The 22,972-nt window shown below is 60.9% G+C and carries 25 protein-coding genes and 1 riboswitch; of the genes, 2 read left to right on the top strand and 23 right to left on the bottom strand.

The features are described from left to right. Positions 1 to 4: 4 nt before the first annotated feature. From hypD to B5G37_RS05875, 20 genes are all read right to left on the bottom strand, one after another. Positions 5 to 1,096 carry a hydrogenase formation protein HypD gene (gene hypD, locus B5G37_RS05780; RefSeq protein WP_087255309.1) on the bottom strand — a complete coding sequence of 364 codons (1,092 nt, stop codon included), beginning with the start codon at positions 1,094 to 1,096 and terminating at the stop codon, positions 5 to 7. Next, entirely contained in the window at positions 1,086 to 1,304 is a 219-nt protein-coding gene (locus B5G37_RS05785; RefSeq protein WP_087255312.1) for a HypC/HybG/HupF family hydrogenase formation chaperone, read from the bottom strand. The genes hypD and B5G37_RS05785 overlap by 11 nt, the downstream gene beginning before the upstream one ends. 2 nt (positions 1,305 to 1,306) lie before the next feature. After that, on the bottom strand, positions 1,307 to 3,532 hold the full coding sequence (gene hypF, locus B5G37_RS05790; protein ID WP_087255315.1) for a carbamoyltransferase HypF: 2,226 nt from the start codon (positions 3,530 to 3,532) through the stop codon (positions 1,307 to 1,309). After that, positions 3,525 to 3,992, bottom strand: a complete 468-nt coding sequence (locus B5G37_RS05795) for a hypothetical protein (RefSeq protein WP_087255318.1) — start codon at positions 3,990 to 3,992, stop codon at positions 3,525 to 3,527. The genes hypF and B5G37_RS05795 overlap by 8 nt, the downstream gene beginning before the upstream one ends. Further along, on the bottom strand, positions 3,989 to 4,438 hold the full coding sequence (locus B5G37_RS05800) for an NADH-quinone oxidoreductase subunit B (RefSeq protein WP_087255321.1): 450 nt from the start codon (positions 4,436 to 4,438) through the stop codon (positions 3,989 to 3,991). Before B5G37_RS05800 ends, B5G37_RS05795 begins: the two co-directional genes overlap by 4 nt. 14 nt (positions 4,439 to 4,452) lie before the next feature. After that, on the bottom strand, positions 4,453 to 5,415 hold the full coding sequence (locus B5G37_RS05805; RefSeq protein WP_087255324.1) for a complex I subunit 1 family protein: 963 nt from the start codon (positions 5,413 to 5,415) through the stop codon (positions 4,453 to 4,455). A gap of 14 nt (positions 5,416 to 5,429) precedes the next feature. Next, a complete protein-coding gene (locus tag B5G37_RS05810) occupies positions 5,430 to 7,358 on the bottom strand; it encodes a proton-conducting transporter membrane subunit (protein ID WP_087255327.1) in 1,929 nt (642 codons plus the stop codon). Continuing rightward, complete coding sequence (locus B5G37_RS05815) at positions 7,358 to 7,708, bottom strand: NADH-quinone oxidoreductase subunit K (protein WP_087255329.1); 351 nt, start codon at positions 7,706 to 7,708, stop codon at positions 7,358 to 7,360. Before B5G37_RS05815 ends, B5G37_RS05810 begins: the two co-directional genes overlap by 1 nt. After that, a complete protein-coding gene (locus B5G37_RS05820; RefSeq protein WP_087255332.1) occupies positions 7,705 to 8,172 on the bottom strand; it encodes an MnhB domain-containing protein in 468 nt (155 codons plus the stop codon). Before B5G37_RS05820 ends, B5G37_RS05815 begins: the two co-directional genes overlap by 4 nt. Continuing rightward, complete coding sequence (locus tag B5G37_RS05825; protein WP_087255335.1) at positions 8,156 to 8,533, bottom strand: hypothetical protein; 378 nt, start codon at positions 8,531 to 8,533, stop codon at positions 8,156 to 8,158. Before B5G37_RS05825 ends, B5G37_RS05820 begins: the two co-directional genes overlap by 17 nt. Then, a complete protein-coding gene (locus tag B5G37_RS05830; RefSeq protein ID WP_087255338.1) occupies positions 8,530 to 8,793 on the bottom strand; it encodes a hydrogenase subunit MbhD domain-containing protein in 264 nt (87 codons plus the stop codon). The genes B5G37_RS05825 and B5G37_RS05830 overlap by 4 nt, the downstream gene beginning before the upstream one ends. After that, positions 8,790 to 9,134: a monovalent cation/H(+) antiporter subunit G gene (mnhG, locus tag B5G37_RS05835; protein WP_087255341.1), complete on the bottom strand. Its 345-nt coding sequence runs from the start codon at positions 9,132 to 9,134 to the stop codon at positions 8,790 to 8,792. The genes B5G37_RS05830 and mnhG overlap by 4 nt, the downstream gene beginning before the upstream one ends. A 3-nt stretch (positions 9,135 to 9,137) precedes the next feature. Beyond that, complete coding sequence (locus B5G37_RS05840; RefSeq protein ID WP_087255344.1) at positions 9,138 to 9,392, bottom strand: monovalent cation/H+ antiporter complex subunit F; 255 nt, start codon at positions 9,390 to 9,392, stop codon at positions 9,138 to 9,140. Then, positions 9,389 to 9,919 carry a Na+/H+ antiporter subunit E gene (locus B5G37_RS05845; protein ID WP_087255347.1) on the bottom strand — a complete coding sequence of 177 codons (531 nt, stop codon included), beginning with the start codon at positions 9,917 to 9,919 and terminating at the stop codon, positions 9,389 to 9,391. Before B5G37_RS05845 ends, B5G37_RS05840 begins: the two co-directional genes overlap by 4 nt. Beyond that, positions 9,916 to 10,584 carry a hydrogenase nickel incorporation protein HypB gene (hypB, locus tag B5G37_RS05850; protein WP_087255349.1) on the bottom strand — a complete coding sequence of 223 codons (669 nt, stop codon included), beginning with the start codon at positions 10,582 to 10,584 and terminating at the stop codon, positions 9,916 to 9,918. Before hypB ends, B5G37_RS05845 begins: the two co-directional genes overlap by 4 nt. After that, positions 10,584 to 10,925: a hydrogenase maturation nickel metallochaperone HypA gene (gene hypA / locus B5G37_RS05855; protein ID WP_087255352.1), complete on the bottom strand. Its 342-nt coding sequence runs from the start codon at positions 10,923 to 10,925 to the stop codon at positions 10,584 to 10,586. Before hypA ends, hypB begins: the two co-directional genes overlap by 1 nt. 6 nt (positions 10,926 to 10,931) lie before the next feature. Next, positions 10,932 to 12,014, bottom strand: a complete 1,083-nt coding sequence (locus B5G37_RS05860) for a nickel-dependent hydrogenase large subunit (protein ID WP_087255355.1) — start codon at positions 12,012 to 12,014, stop codon at positions 10,932 to 10,934. A 276-nt stretch (positions 12,015 to 12,290) separates the two neighbouring features. Continuing rightward, complete coding sequence (locus tag B5G37_RS05865) at positions 12,291 to 13,127, bottom strand: RNA methyltransferase (RefSeq protein WP_087255357.1); 837 nt, start codon at positions 13,125 to 13,127, stop codon at positions 12,291 to 12,293. A 59-nt stretch (positions 13,128 to 13,186) separates the two neighbouring features. After that, entirely contained in the window at positions 13,187 to 14,695 is a 1,509-nt protein-coding gene (locus tag B5G37_RS05870; RefSeq protein WP_087255360.1) for an LCP family protein, read from the bottom strand. A gap of 202 nt (positions 14,696 to 14,897) precedes the next feature. Continuing rightward, on the bottom strand, positions 14,898 to 16,385 hold the full coding sequence (locus B5G37_RS05875; RefSeq protein WP_158099358.1) for an LCP family protein: 1,488 nt from the start codon (positions 16,383 to 16,385) through the stop codon (positions 14,898 to 14,900). Positions 16,386 to 16,619: 234 nt separating this feature from the next. Continuing rightward, positions 16,620 to 16,704: riboswitch (ZMP/ZTP riboswitch) on the top strand. 57 nt (positions 16,705 to 16,761) lie between these two features. Between B5G37_RS05875 and pflA the strand changes: the two genes are divergently transcribed. Then, positions 16,762 to 17,487 (top strand): pyruvate formate-lyase-activating protein, encoded by a 726-nt coding sequence (gene pflA / locus B5G37_RS05880; RefSeq protein ID WP_087255366.1) that lies wholly within the window; start codon positions 16,762 to 16,764, stop codon positions 17,485 to 17,487. Between the two features lie 13 nt (positions 17,488 to 17,500). Beyond that, positions 17,501 to 19,744: a formate C-acetyltransferase gene (pflB, locus tag B5G37_RS05885; protein ID WP_087255369.1), complete on the top strand. Its 2,244-nt coding sequence runs from the start codon at positions 17,501 to 17,503 to the stop codon at positions 19,742 to 19,744. A gap of 55 nt (positions 19,745 to 19,799) precedes the next feature. On the opposite strand, the gene B5G37_RS05890 is transcribed toward pflB, so the two are convergent. From B5G37_RS05890 to B5G37_RS05900, 3 genes are read right to left on the bottom strand one after another with little or no spacing between them, the layout of a single operon-like run. After that, positions 19,800 to 20,147, bottom strand: a complete 348-nt coding sequence (locus B5G37_RS05890) for a DUF1667 domain-containing protein (protein ID WP_087255372.1) — start codon at positions 20,145 to 20,147, stop codon at positions 19,800 to 19,802. Next, a complete protein-coding gene (locus tag B5G37_RS05895; RefSeq protein WP_087255377.1) occupies positions 20,144 to 21,403 on the bottom strand; it encodes an FAD-dependent oxidoreductase in 1,260 nt (419 codons plus the stop codon). The genes B5G37_RS05890 and B5G37_RS05895 overlap by 4 nt, the downstream gene beginning before the upstream one ends. Further along, positions 21,396 to 22,847: an NAD(P)/FAD-dependent oxidoreductase gene (locus B5G37_RS05900; RefSeq protein ID WP_087255378.1), complete on the bottom strand. Its 1,452-nt coding sequence runs from the start codon at positions 22,845 to 22,847 to the stop codon at positions 21,396 to 21,398. The genes B5G37_RS05895 and B5G37_RS05900 overlap by 8 nt, the downstream gene beginning before the upstream one ends. Positions 22,848 to 22,972: the final 125 nt, after the last annotated feature.

Genomic DNA, 22,972 nt, shown 5'->3' on the forward strand with positions numbered 1-22,972 from the left:
CGGGTCATTCCCTTCCATAGAGATAGGCGGCGGCACAGGCCCCTTCCCCGGACACCATGCACGGCCCCACCGGGTTGTCCGGAGAGCACACGGTGCCGAACAGAGGGCACTGCTTGGGACCAATGCGCCCACAGATCACGTCCCCGCACCGACAGGGGGAGGGGGTAGTCTGAGGGGCAGGGGAGAAGCCAAAGCGGGTGGCAGCGTCATAGGCGGCAAACTCCGGTTTTAGCTCAAAGCCGCTGCCTGGGATGTCCCCCAGACCCCGCCAGGTGTCATCTTTCGGCTCCAGCACCTGGGCCATCACCTGTTGGGCCATCTGGTTGCCCTCTTGGGACACCGCCCGGGTGTATTCGTTTTCCAACTTTGGGGTGTGGCCCTTTACCTGCTGGATGAGCAGGTGAAGGGAGGCCACCAAGTCCCCCGCCTCAAACCCCGCCACCACGGCGGGTTTTTGGTACTCTTGGGGGAGAAATTGGAAGGCATCCGCCCCCAAAATGGTAGCCACATGGCCGGGGCACAGGAAGCCATCCACCCCGAAGTCCTTCTGGGCCAGCAGGGCTCGTAGGGCCGGGGGCGTGGCTTTCAAAAGGCACAGCAGGGAGAAGTTGCCGATCCCCTGTCGCTGGGCCTCCAGCACCGCCAGGGCTGTACCCGGGGCGGTGGTCTCAAACCCCACGCCCAGAAACACCACCTGTTTTTCTGGATGTGCTTTGGCCAGCTCTAAGGCGTCCATGGGGGAGTACACCACCTGTACGTCCGTCCCCAGGGCCTTTTGTCGCCGTAAATCAAACCCGGACTTGGAGCCGGGCACCCGCATCAGGTCCCCATAGGTGGTGAGGGTGACCCCGGGCAGGGCAGCCAGCCGCAACACCTCGTCCATGACGTTTGCCGGGGTGACGCACACCGGACAGCCGGGGCCGGAAATCAGTTGCACCTGGGGGGGCAGCAGTTGCCGCACCCCGGTGCGGGCCAGGGCCATGGTGTGGGTGCCGCACACCTCCATGAGGCGCATAGGGGGCAGGTTGGGGTCCCCAATGGCCGCCACCAGCCGCTCCAGGCCCTGGGGGCGGCGGAAATCCGCTTCACAGAGCATCGGCCACCTCCCGGAGGGCTTGCAGGTTTTGCAGGGCCTGTTCCTCACTGAGCCGCTCCATGGCAAATCCGGCGTGGACCAGTACATAGTCCCCCACTTGGGGATTGCGGATGAAGTCCAGGCGCACGGTGCGGCGAATGCCCCCCGCCTCGGCGATGCCCTCCTGGTCGTGAATTTCCATGAGCCGCAGGGGCACGGCTAGACACATAGTTATCCTTCCTTTCGCCGCGCTGCTGCGGCCATAAGCTGTCCCAGGGCGATTCCCTCGTCGTTGGTGGACACCCGGGAGTGGTGATAGGCCTCGAATCCCTGGGCGGCCAGTGCGTCCAGGATGCGGGGCAGAAGATACATGTTTTGAAAGACACCGCCGGAGAGCACCACCCGGTCAAGGCCGGTTTGCGCGCGGGCAAATTGACATTGCCGCACAGCCAACTCCACCATGGCGTTCATAAACTGGGCCGCCAGCAGGTGGGGGGATTGGCCTTGTTGCAATCCCTCCAAAAGGGCAACGGTGAGGGCAGGGGTTTGGAGGCGGCACACGCCGTCCACCGTTTCCATCTCCACCGGCAGGGCCTGGGTCACCCCTGCCTGGGCCATGTGCTCCAGGCGGATGGCGCTCTCTCCCTCGTAGTGGACGGGGGAGGAGCCCCCCAACAGGGCGTACACTCCGTCAAAGAGCCGCCCCATGCTGGAGGCGGGGGGACAGTTGAGCCCCGCTCTCAGCTGGAGGGTGAGCATGTCCTGGGGATTTGTCTCCAGCCCTGCTGCATAGCGCAGGCTGTGGGCGATGCGCCCCGCGTCCCGGGCGCAGGCATCGCCCCCGGGCAGGGAAATGGGGAAGATGGAGCCCAGGCGAGTAAAGCTGAGAGCATCTCCTGCCAAGCACTCGGCACCCCAGATGGTGCCGTCGGTGCCCAACCCTGTGCCATCCCATACAAGGCCGATGCAGGGGCCTTCCAGCCGATTGTCCGCCATACAGGAGAGCATATGGGCGTGATGGTGTTGCACTGGGAGAAGGGGCACACTCCACTCACGGGCCAGCTGTTGGGCCACTTGGGTGGACAGATAGTCCGGGTGAAGGTCGCAGGCCAGCCCTTCCACCTCCACCCCAAAGAGAGTGCGGAAGTGGTGGAGCTGGGTCTCATAGTGCTCCAACGTCTCCATGTTTTTCAGGTCCCCGATGTGCTGGCTCAGCAGAGCATCCTTACCCTTACCCAGGGCAAACCCTGCCTTCTGTTCCGCTCCACACCCCAGAAGGCCCTGGACGGGGACGGGGACCTCCACCGGCTGGGGCACATAGCCCCGGCTGCGGCGTAAGGGGTATTCTTCGCCCCGAAAGATACGCACCAGGGAGTCATCACACCGGGTGACAATATCCCGGTTGTGGAGAAGAAAGCCGTCGGCAATGCCCTGGAGGCCCTCCACCGCTTCTCGGTTGCCAATGAACACGGGGCAGTCGGAGGGGTTGGCGCTGGTCATGACCAGTGCGGAAAAGCCCTCCATAAGGAGGTAATGCAGGGGAGTGTAGGGGAGCATCAGCCCCAGCTCCGGGGTGTGGCTCAGGACATCCGGGGCGGGGTCATGCTTTTTGAGCAACACAATGGGCCGCCGCCAGCTGGTCAAAGCCTCTTCTTCCGACCGGGAGATATAGCACAGAGTACGGGCGGCATCCAGGTCGGCACACATGAGGGCTAGAGGTTTCCCCTCCCGCTCTTTGCGAGTGCGCAGTAAGGAAGCGTATTCGGGCAGACAGGCCAGGTGGAAGCCCCCCAGCCCCTTCACCGCCACAATGTCGCCCTCCCGCAGATGCGCTTGGGCCAGCCGGATGGGGTCGCCCTCTACGGCCGTTCCCGTCCCGTCCAGATAGGTGAGGGTGGGGCCGCAGTTGAGGCAACAAGTGGGCTGGGCGTGGTAGCGGCGGTCGGTGATGTCGGTGTACTCTCCTTGGCAGTCCTCACACATGGGAAAGGCCCCCATGGCGGTGCGCTCCCGGTCGTAAGGCACACTTTGGATGATGGTGAACCGGGGCCCGCAGTTGGTGCAGTTGAGAAAGGGGTGGCGGTATCGCCGGTCCTTGGGGTCTCGCATCTCCCGCAGACAGTCAGGGCAGATGCCCACGTCGGGGCTTACCTGGGTGTCCGGGGCGTGCTGCCCCACGCTGGGCAGGATGTGAAACCCTGTCTCTCCCGTGGGGGGAATGGAAACGGTGCTGACCCGGCGAATGCGGGCCAGCACCGGGGCCTGTTGCTGCAAAAGGGGAACGAATTGGGCCACCTGGTCCGGCTGCCCCTCCAGCTCCAACTCTGCCCCCTGAGGGGTGTTGCGGATGAAGCCGGACAGGGCCAGCTGGGTGGTGAGGCGGTGGACAGTGGGGCGAAAGCCCACCCCCTGCACCAGCCCCTCCACCTCCAGGTGAATGCGGGAGCGCTCAGCCATTGGCTTTCTCGGCTGCCGCCTTGGCAGCTTTAGCGGCCTCGGCCTTGGCTTTTAGCTCGGCGATTTGCTCGGGGGTCATCTTGGGCGGCGGCGCCTTCTTGATGAAGGTGCCGGAGACCAGAAAGTCCTCGGGCTGGGTGCCCACGATCATGTAGTCGTCACTGAGCTCGATGGACTTTCGGGCGCAGAAATCGGCACACATGGCGCAGAAGGTGCAGCTGGTCAGGTCGAAGGTGAGGGTGATTTTCTGGTCCCCGTTGGGCAGGGGCTCCATGGTGCGCTCCATGCACTGGGGGGCGCACACCCGCATACACATTCCGCAGTTGACGCAGGTCTCCGGGTGGTAGATGATGCGGCCCCGGTAGCCGGGAGCGGCCTTGGGAGGCTCCCCCTTTGGGAACTTCTCGGTGGCGGGGGCGCGGAACAGGTTGCCCAGGGCTTTGGTGAGGTATGGAATCATGCCTGACGCATCTCCTTCCGCTTTTCAGCCAGAATTTCGGCGGCCTTGGCCAGAGCGGCCACAATGGCCTCGGGCTTGGGGGTGCAGCCGCCCACGGACACATCCACGTGGGTGTATTTCTCCAGGGGGCCGTCCACGCAGTAGCTGCCCTTAAACACGTTTCCCGACCGGGGGCAGGACCCCAGGCTCACCACCACTTTGGGTTCGGGCACTTGGGCCAGGGTGCGCACCAGACGGTCACGGGTCTGGGAGGTGACGGGGCCGCTGACCACCACGATGTCCGCTTGGCGGGGGGTTCCGGTGAGGCGGAAGCCCAGCCGCTCGGCGTCATACCGGGGGGTGAGCACCGATACCAATTCGATGTCACAGCCGTTGCAGGAGCCTGCATTGATGTGGAAGATCCAGGGACTTTTGGCCATGCTCTTGTCGATCATTGTTTGAAACATTTCCTTGTCCCTCCTTACAGGCCCAGCCAGACCAGAATGAGACTGATGAGGGCCAGACCGGCCACCACCGTCCAGTAGAATTTGAACACTTGCTCCACCTTGAACCGAGCGCACACGGCGTGGGGCACGCTCATGGTGACAAAGGTGAGCACTACGCTCAGCCCTACCATCACCAGGGCGTCCAGAGCCACATATCCCGTGCGGATTCCACCCAGGAACAGCACGCAGAAGAGGGCGCACATGATGTACATCTTCACGCAGTGGGTGAGCCGGAACAGTCCCGCGGGGGGGCCGCTGTACTCGGCCAGGGTTCCCTCGCAGATCTCCGTCTCCGCTTCAGCGATGTCAAAGGGGTGCATGCCGATTTCGCAGGGGATGACAAAGAGCATGGCCAGGGCAGCGGGAATTAGGCTCCAGTGGAAGAGCAGGTTGCCGTTGGCCACCTGCCAGTTCACGATGGCTTGGAGGGAGAAGGTGACACCCAGAGGGGAGCCTTCTCCGGCCATACGGCCCACCGCCAGCAGCACCAGCACGAAGGGTAGCTCATAGGAGATCATGGCCACCATTTCACGGCTCAGGCCCACCCCAGCGAAGGGAGAGCCGGAGGCGGCAGCGCCCACAATCATGGATACGCCCACCACCGTCAGGAGGTAAAGGATGACCACCAGATCCGCAGTGGTGGAGAAGGTGGAGTAGGAGAACACGGGGATAAACAGGGCCACGGTGATGAGGGCTGCAAAGCCCAGCACCGGAGCGGCCAGAAACAGCCCACGCTTGGCGTGGCGGGGAATGATGGTCTCCTTGCCGCAGCACTTGAGAAAGTCGTACCAGGGCTGGAGCAGGGGCGGGCCCACCCGGTTTTGCATCCGGGCCACCAGCTTGCGGTCCAGGCCCGCCAGCAGCACGCCCACCACCACGCAGAACAGAAGGCCGGGGAATACCAGCACATGGAACACGGTCCAGAGAAGATTTGTCATGTCAGGTACCCCCTTTACAGAAAGATGACGCACAGCACCAGAGCCACAGCGATGGCGGCGGCGCCGTACAGGGTGTAGTCATTGACCACGCCGCTGTGCCAGTTGTGCATGAAGGAGAAGTAGTGTCTCCAGTTGTGCTTGAAGCCCCAGAACAGATCGCTGCCTCCCACCTGGGAGTACACACTGGCCTCACCGGAGAAGAAGGAGTCGTACTTGGGGTCGGCATCCGTCTCGGAGGAAATCTCTGAGGTGACGGTGGCCTTCTCGTCCCCACCCAGCAGGGCCACGATGCACACAGCCAGGGTTACGGAGATGAGGAGCAGCAGCCACATCACGGGCTGCCAGGCCCCGGACAGGAAAATCTGCTGGGGCTGATAGGCCGGGATGGCAAAGGAGGCGGCGTACCCGGAACCCATGGCGGCGTCGATGTACCCGGGGGCATTCATGGCCGCCTGGGTGGCGGGGGTGAGCAGCCACTGCTGCACCTTGTCGGGGAACAGCCCCGGCAGGATGCACAGGGCGGCCAGAATCCACATGGGAATGCGCATACCCAGGGAGACTTCATGGGTATTGGCAAACTTGGGGTTGAGCTGGCCGAAGAATACGCTCTGGGACACCTTGATGAAGGAGGCCAGGGTGAGCACGCTGGTGATGAGGGCGGCCACGCACACCACCACAAAGAAGAAGTTACCGGTTTCGCCCGCCTGCTGGAAGGTGGCCTGGTAGATCATCCATTTGGAGGCAAAGCCGTTGAAGGGGGGAAGGCCGCTGATGGAGGCCGCGCCAATGAGGAACAGGGCGCAGGTGCCGGGCATCTTCTTGGACAGACCGCCCAGCTCGTCCAGGTCCAGGCTACCGGTGGCGTGTTGGACAGCACCGGCGGTGAGGAACAGCAGTCCCTTGAAGATGGTGTGGTTCATGGCGTGGAACAGACCGGCGGACAGACCCAGAGCGGAGCCCAGGCCCACCACGGTGATGACGTATCCCACCTGAGAGATGGAGTGGAAGGCCAGCAGACGCTTAAAGTTGTGCTGGTTGAAGGCCATGGTCACGCACACGAACATGGAGATGACACCCACCCCGGTGACAAAGTACTGCACGAAGCTCTGGTCCATGTTCTGGAACAGGCAGTAGCACAGCCGGATGATGCCGTACACGCCGCACTTGGTCAAAACGCCCGAGATCATCAGAGAGATGGAGGCGGGGGCCACGGCGTGGGCGTCGGCAGCCAGGGGATGGAAGGGGAACAGGAAGGCCTTGGAGCCAAAGCCCACAAAGAGGAAGGCGAAGGCCAGCATGGTCACCGGGTTATCCGCCTGGGGCAGCACCGCAGACAGCTGCGCCAGGTTCAGGGTATGGGTCTGGGAGTAAATGAGGGCGATGCCAATGAGCACCGAGGTGGAGCCCAGAGAACCCACCACCAGGTACTTGAAGGCACCTTCCAAAGCGCCCTCGTAGTGGTTGCGGAAGGCGGTGAGGGCCACGGCGGTGAAGGTCATGATCTCGATCATGACGAACATGTTGAAGAGGTCGCCGGACAACACCAGACCCAGCACCGAGCCGGAGAGCATGAGAAACAGGGTGTAGTAGTTGACCAGGGAGTCGTCATGGCTCATGTAGGTAAAGGAGTAGATGCCGGAGACGAACACCGCCACCACCACAATGAGGGCGAAGAACAGGCTCAGAGCGTCCACTTCCAGGCTGATGCCAATGGCCCAGCCCTCCACGGGCTCCCAGTTGCCCAGCCAGTAGTTGATGATCTTCCCATCCAGAAGAACGGGCTTGACCAGGCTGAGCATCATCACCAGAGCGGCCAACATGGCCAAAACCACCACGGCAGAGCGCACCTTGGCATTGCGCCGACCTACCAGGGAGTTGAGAAATGCCCCCAGGAACAAAGACATAATGGCCAGGACTGGGAAATTATACATAAAGTCGTACATCAGCCTCTCAACCTCCTGATTTCATCGGATTGCAGGGTGCCGTACTGTTTGTAGAGCATGATAATGAGGCACAACGTCATGGCGGTGGTACATGCGCCGATGACGATGGAGGTGAGGGTGAGTGCCTGGGGAATGGGGTCTACGAAGAAGGAGGAGCGGGTGAGTTCCGAGATGTTGAAGATGGGGGCGGTGCCGCCGGCGTGGAAGCCCACGGAGACGATGAGCAGGTTCACCCCGTAGTCCACCAGACCCATGCCCACGGTGATCTTGAAGAGGTTCTTCTGGGTCACCATGCAGTAGATGCCCAGGGCGATGAGAACAAAGCAGACCAGATAATTCGTGAAAATCATGCTGCAGCCTCCTCTTTGTCGTCCACCTCATGGGGGTGGTCGTCGGGCTCCAGTACGCTGAGCATCATGATGAGCAGACAGGTGATACCGGCCATGACGTGGTAGCCCACTGCATCGTTCATGAGAATGCTGGTGTCCACCTGCTGTCCGGCAAAGACGAAGTTGACGCAGAAATTCAATCCGGTGAACACGCCCACCAGGGCGATGACCACATACATGATCTCCGCCACCGTCTCACTGGAGTGGAGCATGTGCTCGTTGAAGGAGTGCTTGACCCCCATGCCGCCGTAACCCAGGTACACCAGCAAAATGGCACTGGCCACCAGCACGCCGCCCTGGAAGCCGCCGCCGGGGCTGGTGCTGCCGTGGAGCACCACGTAGCAGCCAAACACACAGGCCAGGGGAAGGAACAGATCGGAGGCGCATCGGGAGATGATGGGGGTCTTTTTATACGTTTTCTTCATGGTTGTGCTCCTCCTTCTTACCAGAATGGGTCGTCTTGCGCAGAATCACCAGGGAGCCTGCAATGGCGGCGATGAGAATGAAGCTCTCGCCCATGGTGTCGTAGCCACGGAAGTTAAAGACCACGGAAAAGACCACGTTGTCGGCTGCCGTCTTTTCCAGGTTTTCGTTGACCATGATGGCGGCAGCGCCGTCCGCGCCGGTGTTGTCGTAGGAGCTGGGGTCTTCGTACAGCTCCACCAGATCCACGCCTTCCCCGTCGTAGGTGGGCTCGCTGTTTGCCATGCGCCACCCGGCCCACACGCCGCAGGCCAGGAGCACCGCCAGGGTCAGGGACAGGACCAGCTTTTTTGTGCCGCTCATTCCTGCTCCCCCTTTCGTCCGTACACCTTACGCAGGGCGATGATGTAGAGAATGGTGGATAGCACAGCGCCCACGCTGGCCTCGGCAATGGCCACGTCGGGAGCCTGCAACAGCACAAACTCCAGGGCCACAAAGGAGCCGGTGGCGGCCAGGGCGATCACCGAGTCGATGATCTTTTTGGCCTTCACCGCCACGATGGCGGAGGCCACAATGCCGCAGAGCACCAGGGTGTTCAGGACAAAAACCAAGGTACCATTCATTGGGGATCATCCTCCTTATAGTCGTCGATGATCGGCTCCGGGTTGGGCTTGGCCGAACGGTACGCGCCCTTGCACAGAGCATGGTTGGAAACCGGGTTGGTGCCCAGCACAAACAGCAGGATAAACACCAGCTTCACCACCACCGAACCGCTCATGCCGTGGGCCACCACGTACACGATGCCGGAGAGCACCACAAAGATGGTGCCCATGGAGGCGATGCAGGTGGAGGCCTGGAGCCGCCCGAACACGTCAGGCATGCGCAGAATGCCCAGGGTGCCAATGAAGGCGAAGAACAGGCCGATGGCCATGAGTACGGCCACCACAATGTCGATGACGTCCATCTCTCACAGCCTCCTTTCCAGATAGCGGCCCACAAACACAGTGCTGACAAAGCCCAGCAGGGCCACCACCAGGGCGATGTCCAGATAAATGGTGCGTCCCGTGTGCAGGGAGTAGAGCACCAGGGCCAAGGCAGTGACCAGATCCAGCGCGTCCATGGCACAGATGCGGTCGGCGGCCGTGGGGCCCCGGAACACCCGGTAGAGAAGGAGCAGGTCTAAGATGATGCACACGATGGCGCCAATCAAAAATGCCGTCATTTCCAAATCCTCCCGATCCAGCGTTCCATGGTTCCCTTGATGGCGTCCCCGGCCTTGTCCCGGTCGGTCTCCGCCACGTCGATCCAGTGGACGTAGTAATAGTTTTGCCCTTCCTCATCCTCGGCGGTCTCCAAGGTAATGGTGCCAGGGGTGAGGGTGATGCAGTTGGACACCATGGCGATGCCATAGCGGCTTTTCAGCTTGGGATCTGCGGGAATGCGGAGAATGCCCGGCTTATAGCTGAGCTTGGGGTTGAGGACCATCTTGGCCATGCTCACGTTGGCTTTGATGACCTCCCAGAAGAAAATGATGACGCAGTAGAACACCAGCAAAATCAGCCGCACCGGGTTGTAGAGGTAGAAGGCCCGGCTATGGATGAGAAAGCGGCTGGCGAAGGCCGCCACCACCACCGACACCAGGCCGCCCCACAGCAGTTCCCGGGGTGCCACCGACCAGGTCAGCAGCAACCAGAACAAAAAGCACAAGATGGCCGTGGACAGCCAGGCGGAGAATTTAAAGCATTTCATCCTTGGCACCTCCCAATTTGTGCGTCAATCTTCTGGCTCAGCCAGTCCACCAGCTGGCTCAGGCCCGAGCCGTCCCGGTTGGACAGGCGGAACACCGCCACCTCTGGGTTCTGTTCCCGGGCAGAGCGCTCCACGCGCCCATCGTCGAAGTCGAAGTAGTCCTTCAAGTCGTACTTATTCATCACCAAGGCCTGGGTGGTGGCAAACATCAGGGGATATTTCTCCACCTTGTCGTCCCCCTCGGGGATGGACAGGAGAGCCAAGCGAAAGCTCTCGCCAATGTTGAATTCGGCGGGGCAGACCAGATTGCCGATGTTCTCCACGAAGATCACATCCAGGTTTGCAAGGTCGAATTCGGGGAGCATCTTCTGGATGCTCATGGCCTCAATGTGGCAGGCCCCGTCGGTGTCGATCTGGGTCACAGGAATGCCCATGGCGTGGATGGCGTCGGCGTCAATCTGACCGGCGATATCCCCTTCAATGACCCCGATGCGGTAGCGCCCCCGCAGAGCTCCAATGAGGGCCACGATGGTGCTGGTTTTCCCCGCGCCAGGGGAGCCCATGACGTTAATGAGGCACACCTGGTGCTGGGCCAGTTCTGCCTTGACAGCATCGCTGACGTCCTCATTCCAGGCCATAACCTGGTGCATGACTTTGATTTCCATCAGTCAACCTCCAAACTCTCAATGTAGAATTCCCGGCCTTGGATCAGCTTTAGGTGGGTGGAGCCGCACTGAGGACAGCGGACATGGCGGCGGTCAATCTGGCTGTCCTGGTTGCAGTCCTCGCAGTGGATAACTACCGGCAGCCGCTGGATGTCCAGCACTGCTCCCTGGGCAATGGTGCCCTGGCTGATCACATCGAAATAATCCTGGACACACTGGGGAACCACGCCGGAATACTCCCCCAGCTTGATGTGTACCGTTTTCACTCGGGTGGCTCCGTGTTCCCGGGCCACCTTCTCGGCGATGTCCAGAATGCTCTGGGTGATGGCAAGTTCGTGCATGGCCGTTTACCGATCCAGGCAGGAGAAGCAGGGGTCAATGGAGGCCACGATCAGCCCCGCATCCGCCACCGTGTTGCCCCGCAGCATCACCGGCACTGTGGGTGCGTTCTTGAAGGTTGGCACGTGGAGGCTGAGCCGGTGGTTGTTGACACCGCCGTCGGTGACCACCTTGTACACCAACTGCCCCCGAGGGGCCTCATGGCGGGCAATGAACTCACCGGCAGGCACCTTGGGGATCTTGTTGCCCAGGTTGATGGGCCCTTCGGGGAGATTGTCCACCGCCTGGCGGATGATCTTGATGCTCTCGTAGATTTCCAGCACCCGAATGACCACCCGGGCGTACACATCTCCGGATTCCTGGACGGGGACGGTGAAATCGAAGTCCTCATAGGAGGAGTAGGGGCAGTCCCGGCGGGCGTCCATGTCCACCCCGGAGGCCCGGGCGTGGGGGCCCACAGCGCCCAGGCGAATGGCGTCCTCTCGGGTGAGGATGCCCACCCCCTTGGTGCGCATGGCCAAGGTCTTGTCGTGAGTGAGCCAGTGGGTGATGGGGCCCATGCGCTTTTCCAGGTCGTCCATAGCACACAGCAGGTCCCGGCGCTGGTCGTCAGTGAAGTCCCGGCGGGCTCCGCCAATGATGTTCATGCCGTAGTTGACCCGGTTGCCGGTGAGGGCTTCCAACACGTCCATGGTGCCCTCTCGGTCGTTCCAGCACTGCATAAACAGGGAGTCATGGCCCACAATGTGACAGGCAATGCCCAGCCACAAAAGGTGGGAGTGGATGCGCTCCAGTTCCTCAATGATGACCCGGATGTACTGACCACGCTTGGGTACTTCCATCCCCGCAATGTGCTCGATGCACAGTGCGTAGGTCAGGGAGTGGGAGTGGGAACAGATGCCGCACACTCGCTCCACCAGCACCAGAGTCTGAATGAAGTTGCGCTCCTGGGCCAGACGCTCAATGCCTCGGTGGTTGTATCCCACAAAGACTTCCGCGTCGGTGATGCGCTCCCCGTCCACGGTGAGACGGGCGTGAATGGGCTCCTCCAGAGCGGGGTGGTAGGGGCCGATGGGAATGGTATAGCTCATAATGACCTCCCGAACATGGCAGAAAGCTGCCAGAGAATGGTTCGCCCCCAAAGGGCGAAAAAGTACAAAAAAGGCCCGTAACGTCTGCCGAATTCCCAGAATTGTCCACAGGAATTTCAACCAGATGTTTCAAACATATGGAAAATCCTGTGGCGCACTTTGTGAGTTTCGGCAAAACGTACAGGCCCACCACATCAGGTCTTGATGAAAATTATAGAACGACCCTGCGTGGTTGTCAAGAATGTAACAAAAAAACAAGTGAAACTGTGTGGAATTTTACATATTGTACAGGTGGCTCTTACGATACCTCAATTCCCAAAAGCCCACGGCGCTGGCGGCGGCCACGTTGAGGGAATCTACCTGGTGAGCCATGGGGATGCACACGGCGGCGTCGCACCCGTCGATGGTAGTGCGGGCCAGCCCGTCCCCCTCGGTGCCCAGCAAGATGGCCAGCTTTTCCTCCTGATGCAGCCAGGGCTCCTCAATGGAGATGGCGTCGGGAGTGAGGGCCATGGCCACGGTGCGAAAACCAAGGGCTTTGAGTTGCGTGAGGCCCCCTTCCGGCCACTGGGGAATGCGGGTCCAGGGGATTTGGAACACGGTGCCCATGCTCACCCGCACCGACCGGCGGTACAGAGGGTCGCAACAGTTGGGGGTGACCAGCACCGCATCCATGTGCATGGCGGCAGCCGAGCGGAAGATGGCCCCCACGTTGGTGGGGTCAGATACTCCTTCCAGTACCGCTACCCGGTGGGCATTTTGGCACAGCTGCTCCACGGTAGGGAGAGTGGGACGGCGCATGGCGCACAGCACGCCCCGGGTGAGGGGAAAGCCGGTGAGCTGGGCTAGTAGGTCCGAAGGACCGGTGAACACCGGCACCCCGGGGCACCGATCCAGCAGGGAGCGTGCCTGCCCGGTGATGTGCTTTTCCTCCATGAGGAAGGACAAGGGCTCATACCCCGCGTGGAGGGCACGTTCAATGACCTTGGGGCTTTCGGCGATGAAGATGCCCTTCTCGGGCTCCCGGCGGTTGCGCAGTTGGGCCTCGGTGAGCCGGGCAAAGGCATCCAGCCCGGGGTGGTCCAGGGTGGAGACGTGAATGATGTTGGACATATCAATTCCTCCTAAGGGAAAGGCCGGATGCGGTTGCATCCGGCCTTTGGAAAGCTGAATTACTGCTCCGGGGCAGTGATGGTCTTGCCGTCGATGACCTGTTGCATAAGGTCCTTGGCGGTGGCCACGGTGGTCTCATCGGGGATGGTGACATAGGCTCTCTGGCTGGGGATGGAGTAGGTGTACTCGCTGGAGCCGCTGCCGGAGACGTAGTAGGTGACGATGTTCCAATCCTGGGTGGGATTGGCCAGCTGATCCCGCACCACAGAGCTGATGAGGTCAGAGGGGATGGAGGTGCGGAAGCAGTCGCTCATGGCCTGCATCATGGAGGTGTAGCTGGTGAGGATAGTGGGGGACAGGGCCTTCTTCATCACCGCTTCGATGACCTGCATCTGGTTGATGCCGCGCTGGTAGTCGCCGTTGACAAAGGCGTACCGCTCACGGACGTAATACAGAGCCTCGTAGCCGTTGAGGTGGTTCTCGCCCTCATAGTAGTAGATAGAGGTGGGGGCGATGGTGGAGTAGAAGGCGTGCTCGGAGGTGACATCAATGCCGCCCAGGGCGTCGATGATCTCCTCAAAGCCGCTGAAGTTGACGCGGAAGTAGTAGTCCACATCAATGCCGTAGTACTCGGCCAGGGTGTCCTTGCTCACGTCCACACCATACAGACCGGCATGGGTAAGCTTGTCGGGCAGGTCATAGGGGCCGGCAATGGACAGAGGGATGTAGAAGTCCCGGGGGGTGTTGAGCAGCAGCACCTGGTGGGTCTTGGTGTTGACAGTGGCCAGAATGTTCACATCGCTGCGGCCAGTGGCCATAATGTTGCTGTCCCGGGAGTCGCTGCCGCTGATGTACACGGTGAACACGGAGTTTTCATTGGAGGTGTTGGCGCTGGGTTGCGGAGTGTTGTCACTCTGCACAGCGACCTGGAAGGACTTGACCTGACGCAGGTTGTCCATGGTGTGCTCGTAGCCCTCCAGATCTTCCAGCACGCTCAGGTGGCCCTTGTCCACCAAAATGACATCCACGTCCTTGTCCTGAAGGGCATCCACCAGCTCGGTGGTGGAGGTGAAGGTCTGGGTGGTGAGGCTGGTGGAGTATTCCTTGTTGAGCTGATCCACGGCAGCCTGGGTGTTGCCGGAGCTCAGGGCCAGGGTGCCGAAGGTCTCGTGGAGCAGAGCATCCATATCCCGGGTGTCGTCGGAGCGGACATACACAGACATGGAGGCGGTCTCGTCTCCGCCGGAGGTGATGTCGTTGAGGGTCTTCATGCCGATCTGGATGTACCGAGTGCCTACGGCAAAGACCAGGCAAAAGACCATGGCCAATACGGAGCCAATGGCACGGCGCACCGGTTTGTGGCGGGGCAGGCTCAGCGCCAGTACCAGCACCACAGGGAGACCCACGACCAAAACCAGGGCGGCAATGAACAGGGGGGTGAGCATTCCTGTGGAGGCGGCGGTAAAGACAAAGTAGGCAGCCAGGGCGATGAAGACCACCAAGGCCAACTTATTGAGGTAGAAGTCAAAACCGCGGCGTCCTGCGTTCTTTTTTGGTTGTTTTCCCATGATACGTTCCTTCCTTTTGAATCCCACACTGGGAATGGGGCAGTAAGTATGCGGTCACACCGACCGCTGAGAATAGCTTCTCGACATTATAGTACAAAAAACGGGAAATGGCAATGGAAGTATCCGGGAAATTCCAGGATAAAAAGGGAATTTGTATAAACGCACAGGCCGTTGGGCATGGTTAGCCCAACGGCCTGTGAGATTATGCCTGAGGAGAAGTGATGATCTGGTCGTTGCGGATCTGCTCCATGAGCTGTTTGGCGGTGGCCACAGTGGTCTGGTCTGGAACAATGACATCCAGCTGCCAGTTGGGAACAGAATAGGTGTATTCTTTGCTGCCAGAGCCGGTGACGTAGTAGGTGACGATGTCCCAGCTTCCGCCCTGGTCCAGTTGATCCCGCACCAGAGAGGCGATGAGATCGGAGGGAATGTTGGTGCGGAAGCAGTCACTCAAAGCGTTCATCAGGGGGAGATACTGGGTGAGAATGGTGGGGGACATGGCCTTTTTTGCCACCGCCTCAATCACCTGCATCTGGTGTACCCCACGTTGGAAGTCGCCGCCGGGGAGGTTGTACCGCTCCCGGACGTAGAAGAGGGCCTTCTCGCCATCCAGGTGGTTGATGCCCTTCTCGTAGGTGTAGTCAGAGATAAAGGAGTCAAAGGCATACTGGGAATCCACATCAATGCCGCCCAGGGCGTCAATGATTTGTTGGAAGCCGGAGAAGTTCACCTTGAAGTAGTAGTCCAGTTTGGTGTCATAGAGCATCTCCAGGGTATCCATGCTCACCTCAATGCCAAAGTTTCCGGCATGGGTCAGTTTGTCTTTCACACCACCGGAAACGGACAGGGGAACGAAGTAGTCCCGGGGGGTGTTGAGCAGCAGGATCTGCCGGGTTTTGGGGTTGATGGTGGCAATGATGTTCACGTCGCTGCGCTCGGTGGAGTTGATATCGTTGCTGCGGGAATCGTTGCCGCTGATGTATACGGTAATGACCTGATCCAAGCCCGTGGCAGGGGGTGTGGTGGGCTGGGCGGAGGTTTGCAGCTCCACTTGAATGGTCTCGACGCTGCGCAGACGGGCGAGCACCGTTTCATATCCTTCCATATCTTCCAGGGTGCTCAGCTGCCCCTGATTGACCAGAATGGCATCTACCTGGCTCTGTTCCAGGGCATCCACTAATTCTGAGGGACTTGGATAGACCTGGTGGGTCAGGGTAGCACCCTGCTCCTGCTCCAGCTTGGCCACAGCGGCCTGGGTGTTGTCCCGATCGGTAGAAAGGGTGCCCCAGGGAGCGCTCATAAGCTCGTTGAGTTCCCGGTTGTCCCCCTCCCGCACATAAACGGTCATGGCCACGGTCTGGGTTTGGGTGGAGGTGATCTTGTTTAGCGTGTCCAGGCCCACCCGAATGTAGCCGATGCCAAAGGCGAAGACCAGGCAGAATACCATGGCCAGCACCGAGCCTATGGCCCGCACACCAGGGCGGCGGTTGCGGCGCAGGGCCCACACCACCACCAGCAGCAGTGCCACAACCGCCACCAACACCGCGATGAGCACGGGGGTGAGGAATTGGGTGGAAATGGCGGTGGCCACAAAGCCCACGGCCAGAGCAAGAAACAACACCAGGGCCAGGAAATTGACGACTGTCTCCAGAAGGCTCCGGCTACCCCGGTTTTTGTTGGGTATTTTCATCTCAGGTTCTCCTCTCATCCTCGGAGTGCTTTCTCTCCTGTGTGGGAGAATTATAGTATCTGTTCAGGAGAAAGGCAACCAAACAGGAGAAAAATCACCACCTCTTATGAAAAATTTACAACTTCGATAAATGTCCTTAACGACTTCTTAAAGACAAACGTTGAAGTCAGGTAAATTGTGGGAAATGGAAATGGTTCTTGACAAACGCCACAAGATATAGTAGTCTTGTACCCAAGGTGATCATACGACTGACGGAGAAAAGTGGAATGGACCACGTGGAGTGTGATCGGGAAGCCGGCCGACCGTCTGGGCAGAAAGGGGCTCAGTGCGTCGGTCTTTTTCTTTGTTGTAAAACTGGAAAAAAGAGGAAAAATTTATGACAGGTCACATTCATTCCATTGAGAGCATGGGGCTGGTGGACGGCCCGGGCATTCGCACGGTGGTGTTTCTCCAGGGCTGTGCCCTTCGATGTCAGTATTGCCACAACCCGGACACCTGGGTGTGTGGGGCAGCGTTATCCAAGGAGATGACACCGGAGGAGCTGGTGAAACGGCTGCGCCGATTCAAGCCCTACTACGGCCAAACCGGCGGGGTCACCTTTTCCGGCGGCGAGCCCCTGTTGCAGCCGGAATTTTTGGTTCAAACCATGGAGCTGTGCCACCGGGAAAGGATTCACACCTGCCTGGACACCGCCGGGTGCGGGTTGGGGGAGTACCAGGAGATTCTCACCCACACCGATCTGGTCTTGATGGACATCAAGCACTACACCCCCCAGGGCTTCCAGGCCGTCACCGGCCGGGAGAGCGGGGCCTGGGAGACGTTTTTGCTCCAGGCGCAGGCCCAAGAGGTGCCCCTGTGGATTCGCCACGTGGTGGTGCCCGGGCTCACCGACGGGGACGAGCATTTGCAGGGGCTACTGGACTTTGTCTCCAAGCTCCGGAATGTGCGCCGGGTGGAGCTGCTGCCCTACCACACCTTAGGGGTCCACAAGTACCATACCTTAGGTATTCCTTACCCCCTGGAGGGGGTGGAGCCCCTGGCCAAGGAGACCCTGGCCGGGTGGCAGAAGAGATTTGATGAAGCATTTCCCCATATAAATTGAGGAGGTAACACCCATGAGCATTGATGTCAACTGCACCGCCTGGGAGGGCTTTCGCACCGGCGAATGGCGCCACCTGGTGAACGTGCGCAACTTCATTCAGAAGAACTACACCCCCTACACCGGAGATGACAGCTTCCTGGCTCCCATTTCCCCCCGCACTGCCAAGGTGTGGGAGAAGGCCCACGCTCTCATTGTGGAGGAGCTGAAAAAGGGCATCATCGACGTGGAGACCCATGTGGTCTCCGGCATCGACAACTTCGAGCCCGGCTACATTGACCAGGAAAACGAGGTCATTGTGGGCCTGCAGACCGACGCCCCCCTCAAGCGCATTGTCAACCTGTACGGCGGCATGCGCATGGCTGAGTCCGCCCTCCACGAGTACGGCTATGAGCTGGACCCGGAGATTGAGCGCCACTTCAGCCTCTACCGCAAGACCCACAACGAGGGCGTGTTTGACGCCTACCCCAAGCGCACCCGTCTGGCCCGTACCGCAGGGCTCCTCACCGGTCTGCCCGATGCCTACGGCCGTGGCCGTCTGGTGGGCGACTACCGCCGGGTGCCCCTGTACGGCACTGACTTCCTCATTGAGGAGAAGCAAAAGGATCTGGACATGCTGGACGGCCCCATGACCGAGGAGCGCATCCGCCTGCGGGAGGAAGTGAGCACCCAGATTCGCGCCCTGAAGGAGTTCACCCACATGGCCAGCCGCTACGGCTGCGACGTCACCCGTCCTGCCGAGAACGCCCACGAGGCCGTGCAGAACCTGTACCTGGCCTATCTGGCTGGCGTGAAGGAGAACAACGGCGCCGCCACCTCTCTGGGCCGCACCGCCACCTTCCTGGACATCTACATCCAGCGGGATCTGGACCGTGGACTGCTGGACGAGCAGGGCGCTCAGGAGCTCATCGACCAGTTCATCATCAAGCTGCGCCTGGTGCGCCACCTGCGCACTCCCGAGTACAACGAGCTGTTCGGCGGCGATCCCACCTGGATCACCGAGGCTCTGGGCGGTATGGGCATCGACGGCCGCACCCTGGTGACCCGCAACAGCTTCCGCTATCTCCACACCCTCACCAATCTGGGCACTGCTCCTGAGCCCAATCTCACTGTGCTGTGGGCCCAGAACCTGCCCCAGGGTTGGAAGGAGTACTGTGCCAAGATGAGCATTGCCACTGACTCCATCCAGTACGAGAACGACGACGTGATGCGCCCTCTGTACGGGGACGACTACTGCATCTCCTGCTGTGTGTCCGCCATGGCCGTGGGCAAGCAGATGCAGTTCTTCGGCGCCCGTGCCAACCTGGCCAAGAGCCTGCTGTACGCCATCAACGGCGGCGTGGACGAGAAGAAGGGCATCCAGGTGGTGCCCAACATCCAGCGGGATGAGGACGAGGTACTCAGCTACTCCAAGGTGCTCACCAACTACAAGAAGGTCTTGTCCTATGTGGCCGAGCTGTATGTGGACACCATCAACATCATCCACTACATGCACGACAAGTACGCCTACGAGGCCAGCCAGATGGCCCTCCACGACACCCTGGTGGAGCGCCTGGCCGCCTTCGGTGTGGCGGGTCTGTCCATTGCCGCCGACTCTCTGTCCGCCATCAAGTTTGCCAAGGTGCGCCCCATCCGCAACGAGCAGGGCATTGCCGTGGACTTTGCCGTGGAGGGTGAGTTCCCCAAGTACGGCAACGACGACGACCGGGTGGACGACATCGCCGTGGAGATTGCCTCCTATTTCTCCGCCGAGCTGAAGAAGCACCCCCTGTACCGCAATGCCATCCACACTCTGTCCGCCCTCACCATCACCAGCAACGTGATGTACGGCAAGAAGACCGGTTCCACCCCCGATGGCCGCAAGGCCGGCGAGCCCTTCGCCCCCGGCGCCAACCCCATGCACGGCCGGGACGAGAATGGCGCGCTGGCCAGCCTCAACTCCGTGGCCAAGATTCCCTACCGGGGTGTGTGCCAGGACGGCGTGTCCAACACCTTCTCCATTGTGCCCAATGCTCTGGGTAAGAGCGCCCAGGAGCGCACCACCAATCTGGTCTCCATTCTGGACGGCTACTTCGTCCAGGGCGCCCACCACCTGAACGTCAACGTCATGGACCGTCAGGTGCTGGTGGATGCCATGGAGCACCCCGAGCAGTACCCCACCCTCACCATCCGTGTCTCCGGCTACGCGGTGAACTTCAACCGCCTGAGCCGGGAGCAGCAGCTGGAGGTTATCAAGCGCACCTTCCACGAGTCTGTGTAAGAAGATCAAAAAAACGTCGTACCCCACGGGGTACGACGTTTTTTTGCGTGTAGACTTACTTCATATCCCGGGTGGCCACCACGTCCACCCCGGTGCCCAGCAGGTTGGAAATCACCACCTGACCCACCGTGACAGGAGCGGTGAGGGTCACCCCGTTCAGGGCCTCCATGGCCTCAAACATCAGTTCTTTGGGGATGGGAGCGGCGGTTTTCACCGGTAGCCGCCGGTGGAGCCCGCCTTCCACCCGCACGGTGCTGGTGAGCACCCGGGTGGGGTGGAGCAGTTCCGTTTTGCCGTACTCGGCCCCCCGGGGGCAGCTGTTGCCGGTGACGGCGTACCCGTTGTCCTCATCCACCTGCAGGTGGCAGCCCTTGGGACAGACAATGCAAATCAGGTTCTTCATCCTTCCGCCACCTCCTCAGCAGATACAGTTAGCCCGCCCACGGCTCGTTCTAACAGTACCTTGGGCAGAGAAATCTGTTCCATCTCGCCGGGGGCCATGTGCTCCCGGGGGAACTGGGCAATCTGGTTGCCCGCCTGGTCTCGCACCACAATGCGGCTTTTGTGAAACACCCGGCCCACCCGGAACATCACCTGGGCTTTGTCCACATTCAGACGAATGCTCTGGGGCACCGTGTATCCCACGCCGTCGCCGTTGGTGAGGGGCAGGGAGGCGGCTTCTTGTTCCGCCCGCTGGACAAATGCGGCGGCAGCCGCGCCCGCCCGCTGGCTCTCAGCGGTGACGTAGTCCACCAGATCGTGGACGTGCACCACGTTGCCGCAGGCGAAGATGCCGGGCACTTGGGTCTCCATGTTCTCGTAGACTAGAGCGCCGTTGGTACGCCGGTCCATGGGAATCCCCGCCTGACGGGTCAGCTCGTTTTCGGGAATGAGACCCACGCTGAGCAGCAGGGTGTCGCAGTCAAAGACCATTTCGGTGCCGGGAATGGGGCGGCGGTTCTCATCCACTTTACTGACGGTGACCTGTTCCACCCGGTTGTGGCCCCGGATGTCGGTGACGGTGTGGCTGAGGTAGAGGGGGATGTTGTAGTCCTCCAGGCACTGGACGATATTGCGGGTCAGTCCGCCGGAGTAGGGCATCAGCTCCACGCAGGCCAGGACTTTGGCCCCCTCCAGGGTCATGCGTCGGGCCATGATGAGGCCGATGTCGCCGCTGCCCAGAATGACCACCCGGCGGCCCACCATATAGCCCTCCATGTTCAGATACCGCTGGGCGGCACCGGCGGTGAAAATACCTGCCGGACGCTCCCCGGGGATGGCGATGGCGCCCCGGGTACGCTCCCGGCAGCCCATGGCCAGCACCACCGCCTGGGTCTCCAGAATCTGATACCCATGCTGGGCGCTGACGCAGTGGACCTGATGGGGGGTGCCGGGGATGAGCTGGAGCACCATGGTGTCCAGCTGCACCTCCACACCGGTGCTTTGTAGCCGCTGAATGAATCGTCCGGCGTACTCGGGGCCAGTGAGTTCCTCTTTGAAGTGGTGGAGGCCAAAGCCGTTGTGGATGCACTGGTTGAGGATGCCCCCCAGCTCCTTGTCCCGCTCCAAAATCAAAATGCGGCGCAGGCCCTTGTCCCAGGCCTCACAGGCCGCTGCCAGACCGGCAGGGCCGCCGCCAATGACAATTAGTTCATACATGAGCCTTCCCTCCTTGGACTTTGGTTTCGCCGGTGAGCACGTAGGTGCCTTCCTGGTCCATGAGCACCTCACAGGGGTTCAGCCCCAGCTCCCGGGCGATGATGTCCTGGACACGGGGCCCGCAGAAGCCGCCCTGGCAGCGGCCCATGCCCGCGTTGCACCGCCGTTTCACCCCGTTGATGGTGTAGGGGGGGATGGGGGAGTGGAGGGCAGCCACGATCTCCCCTTCGGTGACCGTCTCGCACCGGCAGATGACCCGGCCATACCGGGGGTCCTGGGCGATGAGGGCGTTTTTCTCCTCTGGGGACAGGGTGTGGAACACCACATGGGTGCGTTGGTCCACAAAACCCTGTTTGGGTTCCAGCTGTGGCTCCTTTTCCAAGATTCGCTCACAGGCCCACTTGCCGATGGCGGCGGCACTGGCCAGACCCGGGGACTTGATGCCCGCCAGGTCGAAAAAGCCGGGGTGGTTGGGGCTCTCCTCTAAAATAAAGTCGTGGCGGGTGGAGTTGGCCCGGATGCCGGAAAAGTTGCGGATGTTCTCCCGGAAGTTTAGCCCCGGAACGGAGCGGGTGGCATGCTGCCGCACAAAGTCCAGGCCGGAGGCAGTGTTACCCAGGTCGTGACGATCCTCCACGGGCTGGGCGTCGGGACCCACAATGAGATTGCCGTGGATGGTGGGGGAGACCAGAACACCCTTGCCGTTTTCGTTGGGGCACTGGAACACCACATGGGACACCTGCTCATGCTGGCTCTTGTCCATGAGGTAATATTCGCCCCGGTTGGGGGTGATGGAGTAGTCCGGCTCTTCCAGCAGCCCATGTACCTGGTCGGCAAAGACGCCGGTGGCGTTGAACACATAGCGAGCGGTGAATACCCCCTTGGGGGTGGTGACGGCGTAGCCACCTTCCACCGGGGTAATGGCGGTGACGGGCGCGCAACGGTGCAGCTCCACCCCGTTGGTCACGGCCACTTCTGCCATGGCCAGGGCGTACTGCCAGGGGTCTACGATGCCGGCGGTGGGGGCGTAGAGCGCACCTTTTACCTCCTGGCTCAGGTTGGGCTCGTGCTGGCGCACCTGGGACTGGTCCCACAGTTCCAGCCCCGGCACGCCGTTGGCCACACCCCGGTCGTAGAGAGTGCGCAGGGTAGTGAGGTCTGCCTCGTCAAAGGCCAGCACCAGGCTGCCCACCCGGTCAAAGGGCACCTGCAGCTTTTGGCAGATCTCCCCGGCCATGCGGTTTCCCTCCACGTTGAGCTTGGCCATGAGGGTACCCGGCTCCGGGTCGTATCCGGCGTGGATGATGGCGCTGTTGGCCTTGGTGGTGCCGTTGGCCACGTCGTTTTGGGCCTCTAGCACTGCAGCCTTTAAGGGATAGTGGGCAAGCTGGTATGCAGTGGCGGCACCCACCACGCCGCAGCCCAGCACAATCACGTCATACATGAAATGCTCCTCCTTTCCAAACAAAAAAGAGCAACCCGACAGCGACCCCTATGACTAGAGGTCTCTCTGTCTGCGTTGCTCTCAAACTCTCAGCAGGATATGGAATTCTTGTCTTTATGATAGCA

This window comes from Pseudoflavonifractor sp. An85, from assembly GCF_002161235.1.
Lineage (GTDB): Bacteria > Bacillota > Clostridia > Oscillospirales > Oscillospiraceae > Enterenecus.

Excerpts from the sequence above, each read along its gene's own strand:
- B5G37_RS05870 (WP_087255360.1), bottom strand. The coding sequence starts at position 14,695 with ATGGGAAAACAACCAAAAAAGAACGCAGGACGCCGCGGTTTTGACTTC.
- B5G37_RS05815 (WP_087255329.1), bottom strand. The coding sequence starts at position 7,708 with ATGATTTTCACGAATTATCTGGTCTGCTTTGTTCTCATCGCCCTGGGC.
- B5G37_RS05865 (WP_087255357.1), bottom strand. The coding sequence starts at position 13,127 with ATGTCCAACATCATTCACGTCTCCACCCTGGACCACCCCGGGCTGGAT.
- B5G37_RS05845 (WP_087255347.1), bottom strand. The coding sequence starts at position 9,919 with ATGAAATGCTTTAAATTCTCCGCCTGGCTGTCCACGGCCATCTTGTGC.
- B5G37_RS05830 (WP_087255338.1), bottom strand. The coding sequence starts at position 8,793 with ATGAATGGTACCTTGGTTTTTGTCCTGAACACCCTGGTGCTCTGCGGC.
- pflA (WP_087255366.1), top strand. The coding sequence starts at position 16,762 with ATGACAGGTCACATTCATTCCATTGAGAGCATGGGGCTGGTGGACGGC.
- B5G37_RS05875 (WP_158099358.1), bottom strand. The coding sequence starts at position 16,385 with ATGAAAATACCCAACAAAAACCGGGGTAGCCGGAGCCTTCTGGAGACA.
- B5G37_RS05825 (WP_087255335.1), bottom strand. The coding sequence starts at position 8,533 with ATGAGCGGCACAAAAAAGCTGGTCCTGTCCCTGACCCTGGCGGTGCTC.
- B5G37_RS05860 (WP_087255355.1), bottom strand. The coding sequence starts at position 12,014 with ATGAGCTATACCATTCCCATCGGCCCCTACCACCCCGCTCTGGAGGAG.
- B5G37_RS05820 (WP_087255332.1), bottom strand. The coding sequence starts at position 8,172 with ATGAAGAAAACGTATAAAAAGACCCCCATCATCTCCCGATGCGCCTCC.
- B5G37_RS05800 (WP_087255321.1), bottom strand. The coding sequence starts at position 4,438 with ATGTTTCAAACAATGATCGACAAGAGCATGGCCAAAAGTCCCTGGATC.
- hypD (WP_087255309.1), bottom strand. The coding sequence starts at position 1,096 with ATGCTCTGTGAAGCGGATTTCCGCCGCCCCCAGGGCCTGGAGCGGCTG.
- B5G37_RS05795 (WP_087255318.1), bottom strand. The coding sequence starts at position 3,992 with ATGATTCCATACCTCACCAAAGCCCTGGGCAACCTGTTCCGCGCCCCC.
- B5G37_RS05805 (WP_087255324.1), bottom strand. The coding sequence starts at position 5,415 with ATGACAAATCTTCTCTGGACCGTGTTCCATGTGCTGGTATTCCCCGGC.
- B5G37_RS05900 (WP_087255378.1), bottom strand. The coding sequence starts at position 22,847 with ATGTATGACGTGATTGTGCTGGGCTGCGGCGTGGTGGGTGCCGCCACT.
- hypF (WP_087255315.1), bottom strand. The coding sequence starts at position 3,532 with ATGGCTGAGCGCTCCCGCATTCACCTGGAGGTGGAGGGGCTGGTGCAG.
- hypA (WP_087255352.1), bottom strand. The coding sequence starts at position 10,925 with ATGCACGAACTTGCCATCACCCAGAGCATTCTGGACATCGCCGAGAAG.
- B5G37_RS05810 (WP_087255327.1), bottom strand. The coding sequence starts at position 7,358 with ATGTACGACTTTATGTATAATTTCCCAGTCCTGGCCATTATGTCTTTG.
- mnhG (WP_087255341.1), bottom strand. The coding sequence starts at position 9,134 with ATGGACGTCATCGACATTGTGGTGGCCGTACTCATGGCCATCGGCCTG.
- B5G37_RS05890 (WP_087255372.1), bottom strand. The coding sequence starts at position 20,147 with ATGAAGAACCTGATTTGCATTGTCTGTCCCAAGGGCTGCCACCTGCAG.
- B5G37_RS05785 (WP_087255312.1), bottom strand. The coding sequence starts at position 1,304 with ATGTGTCTAGCCGTGCCCCTGCGGCTCATGGAAATTCACGACCAGGAG.
- pflB (WP_087255369.1), top strand. The coding sequence starts at position 17,501 with ATGAGCATTGATGTCAACTGCACCGCCTGGGAGGGCTTTCGCACCGGC.
- hypB (WP_087255349.1), bottom strand. The coding sequence starts at position 10,584 with ATGGAAATCAAAGTCATGCACCAGGTTATGGCCTGGAATGAGGACGTC.
- B5G37_RS05895 (WP_087255377.1), bottom strand. The coding sequence starts at position 21,403 with ATGTATGAACTAATTGTCATTGGCGGCGGCCCTGCCGGTCTGGCAGCG.
- B5G37_RS05840 (WP_087255344.1), bottom strand. The coding sequence starts at position 9,392 with ATGACGGCATTTTTGATTGGCGCCATCGTGTGCATCATCTTAGACCTG.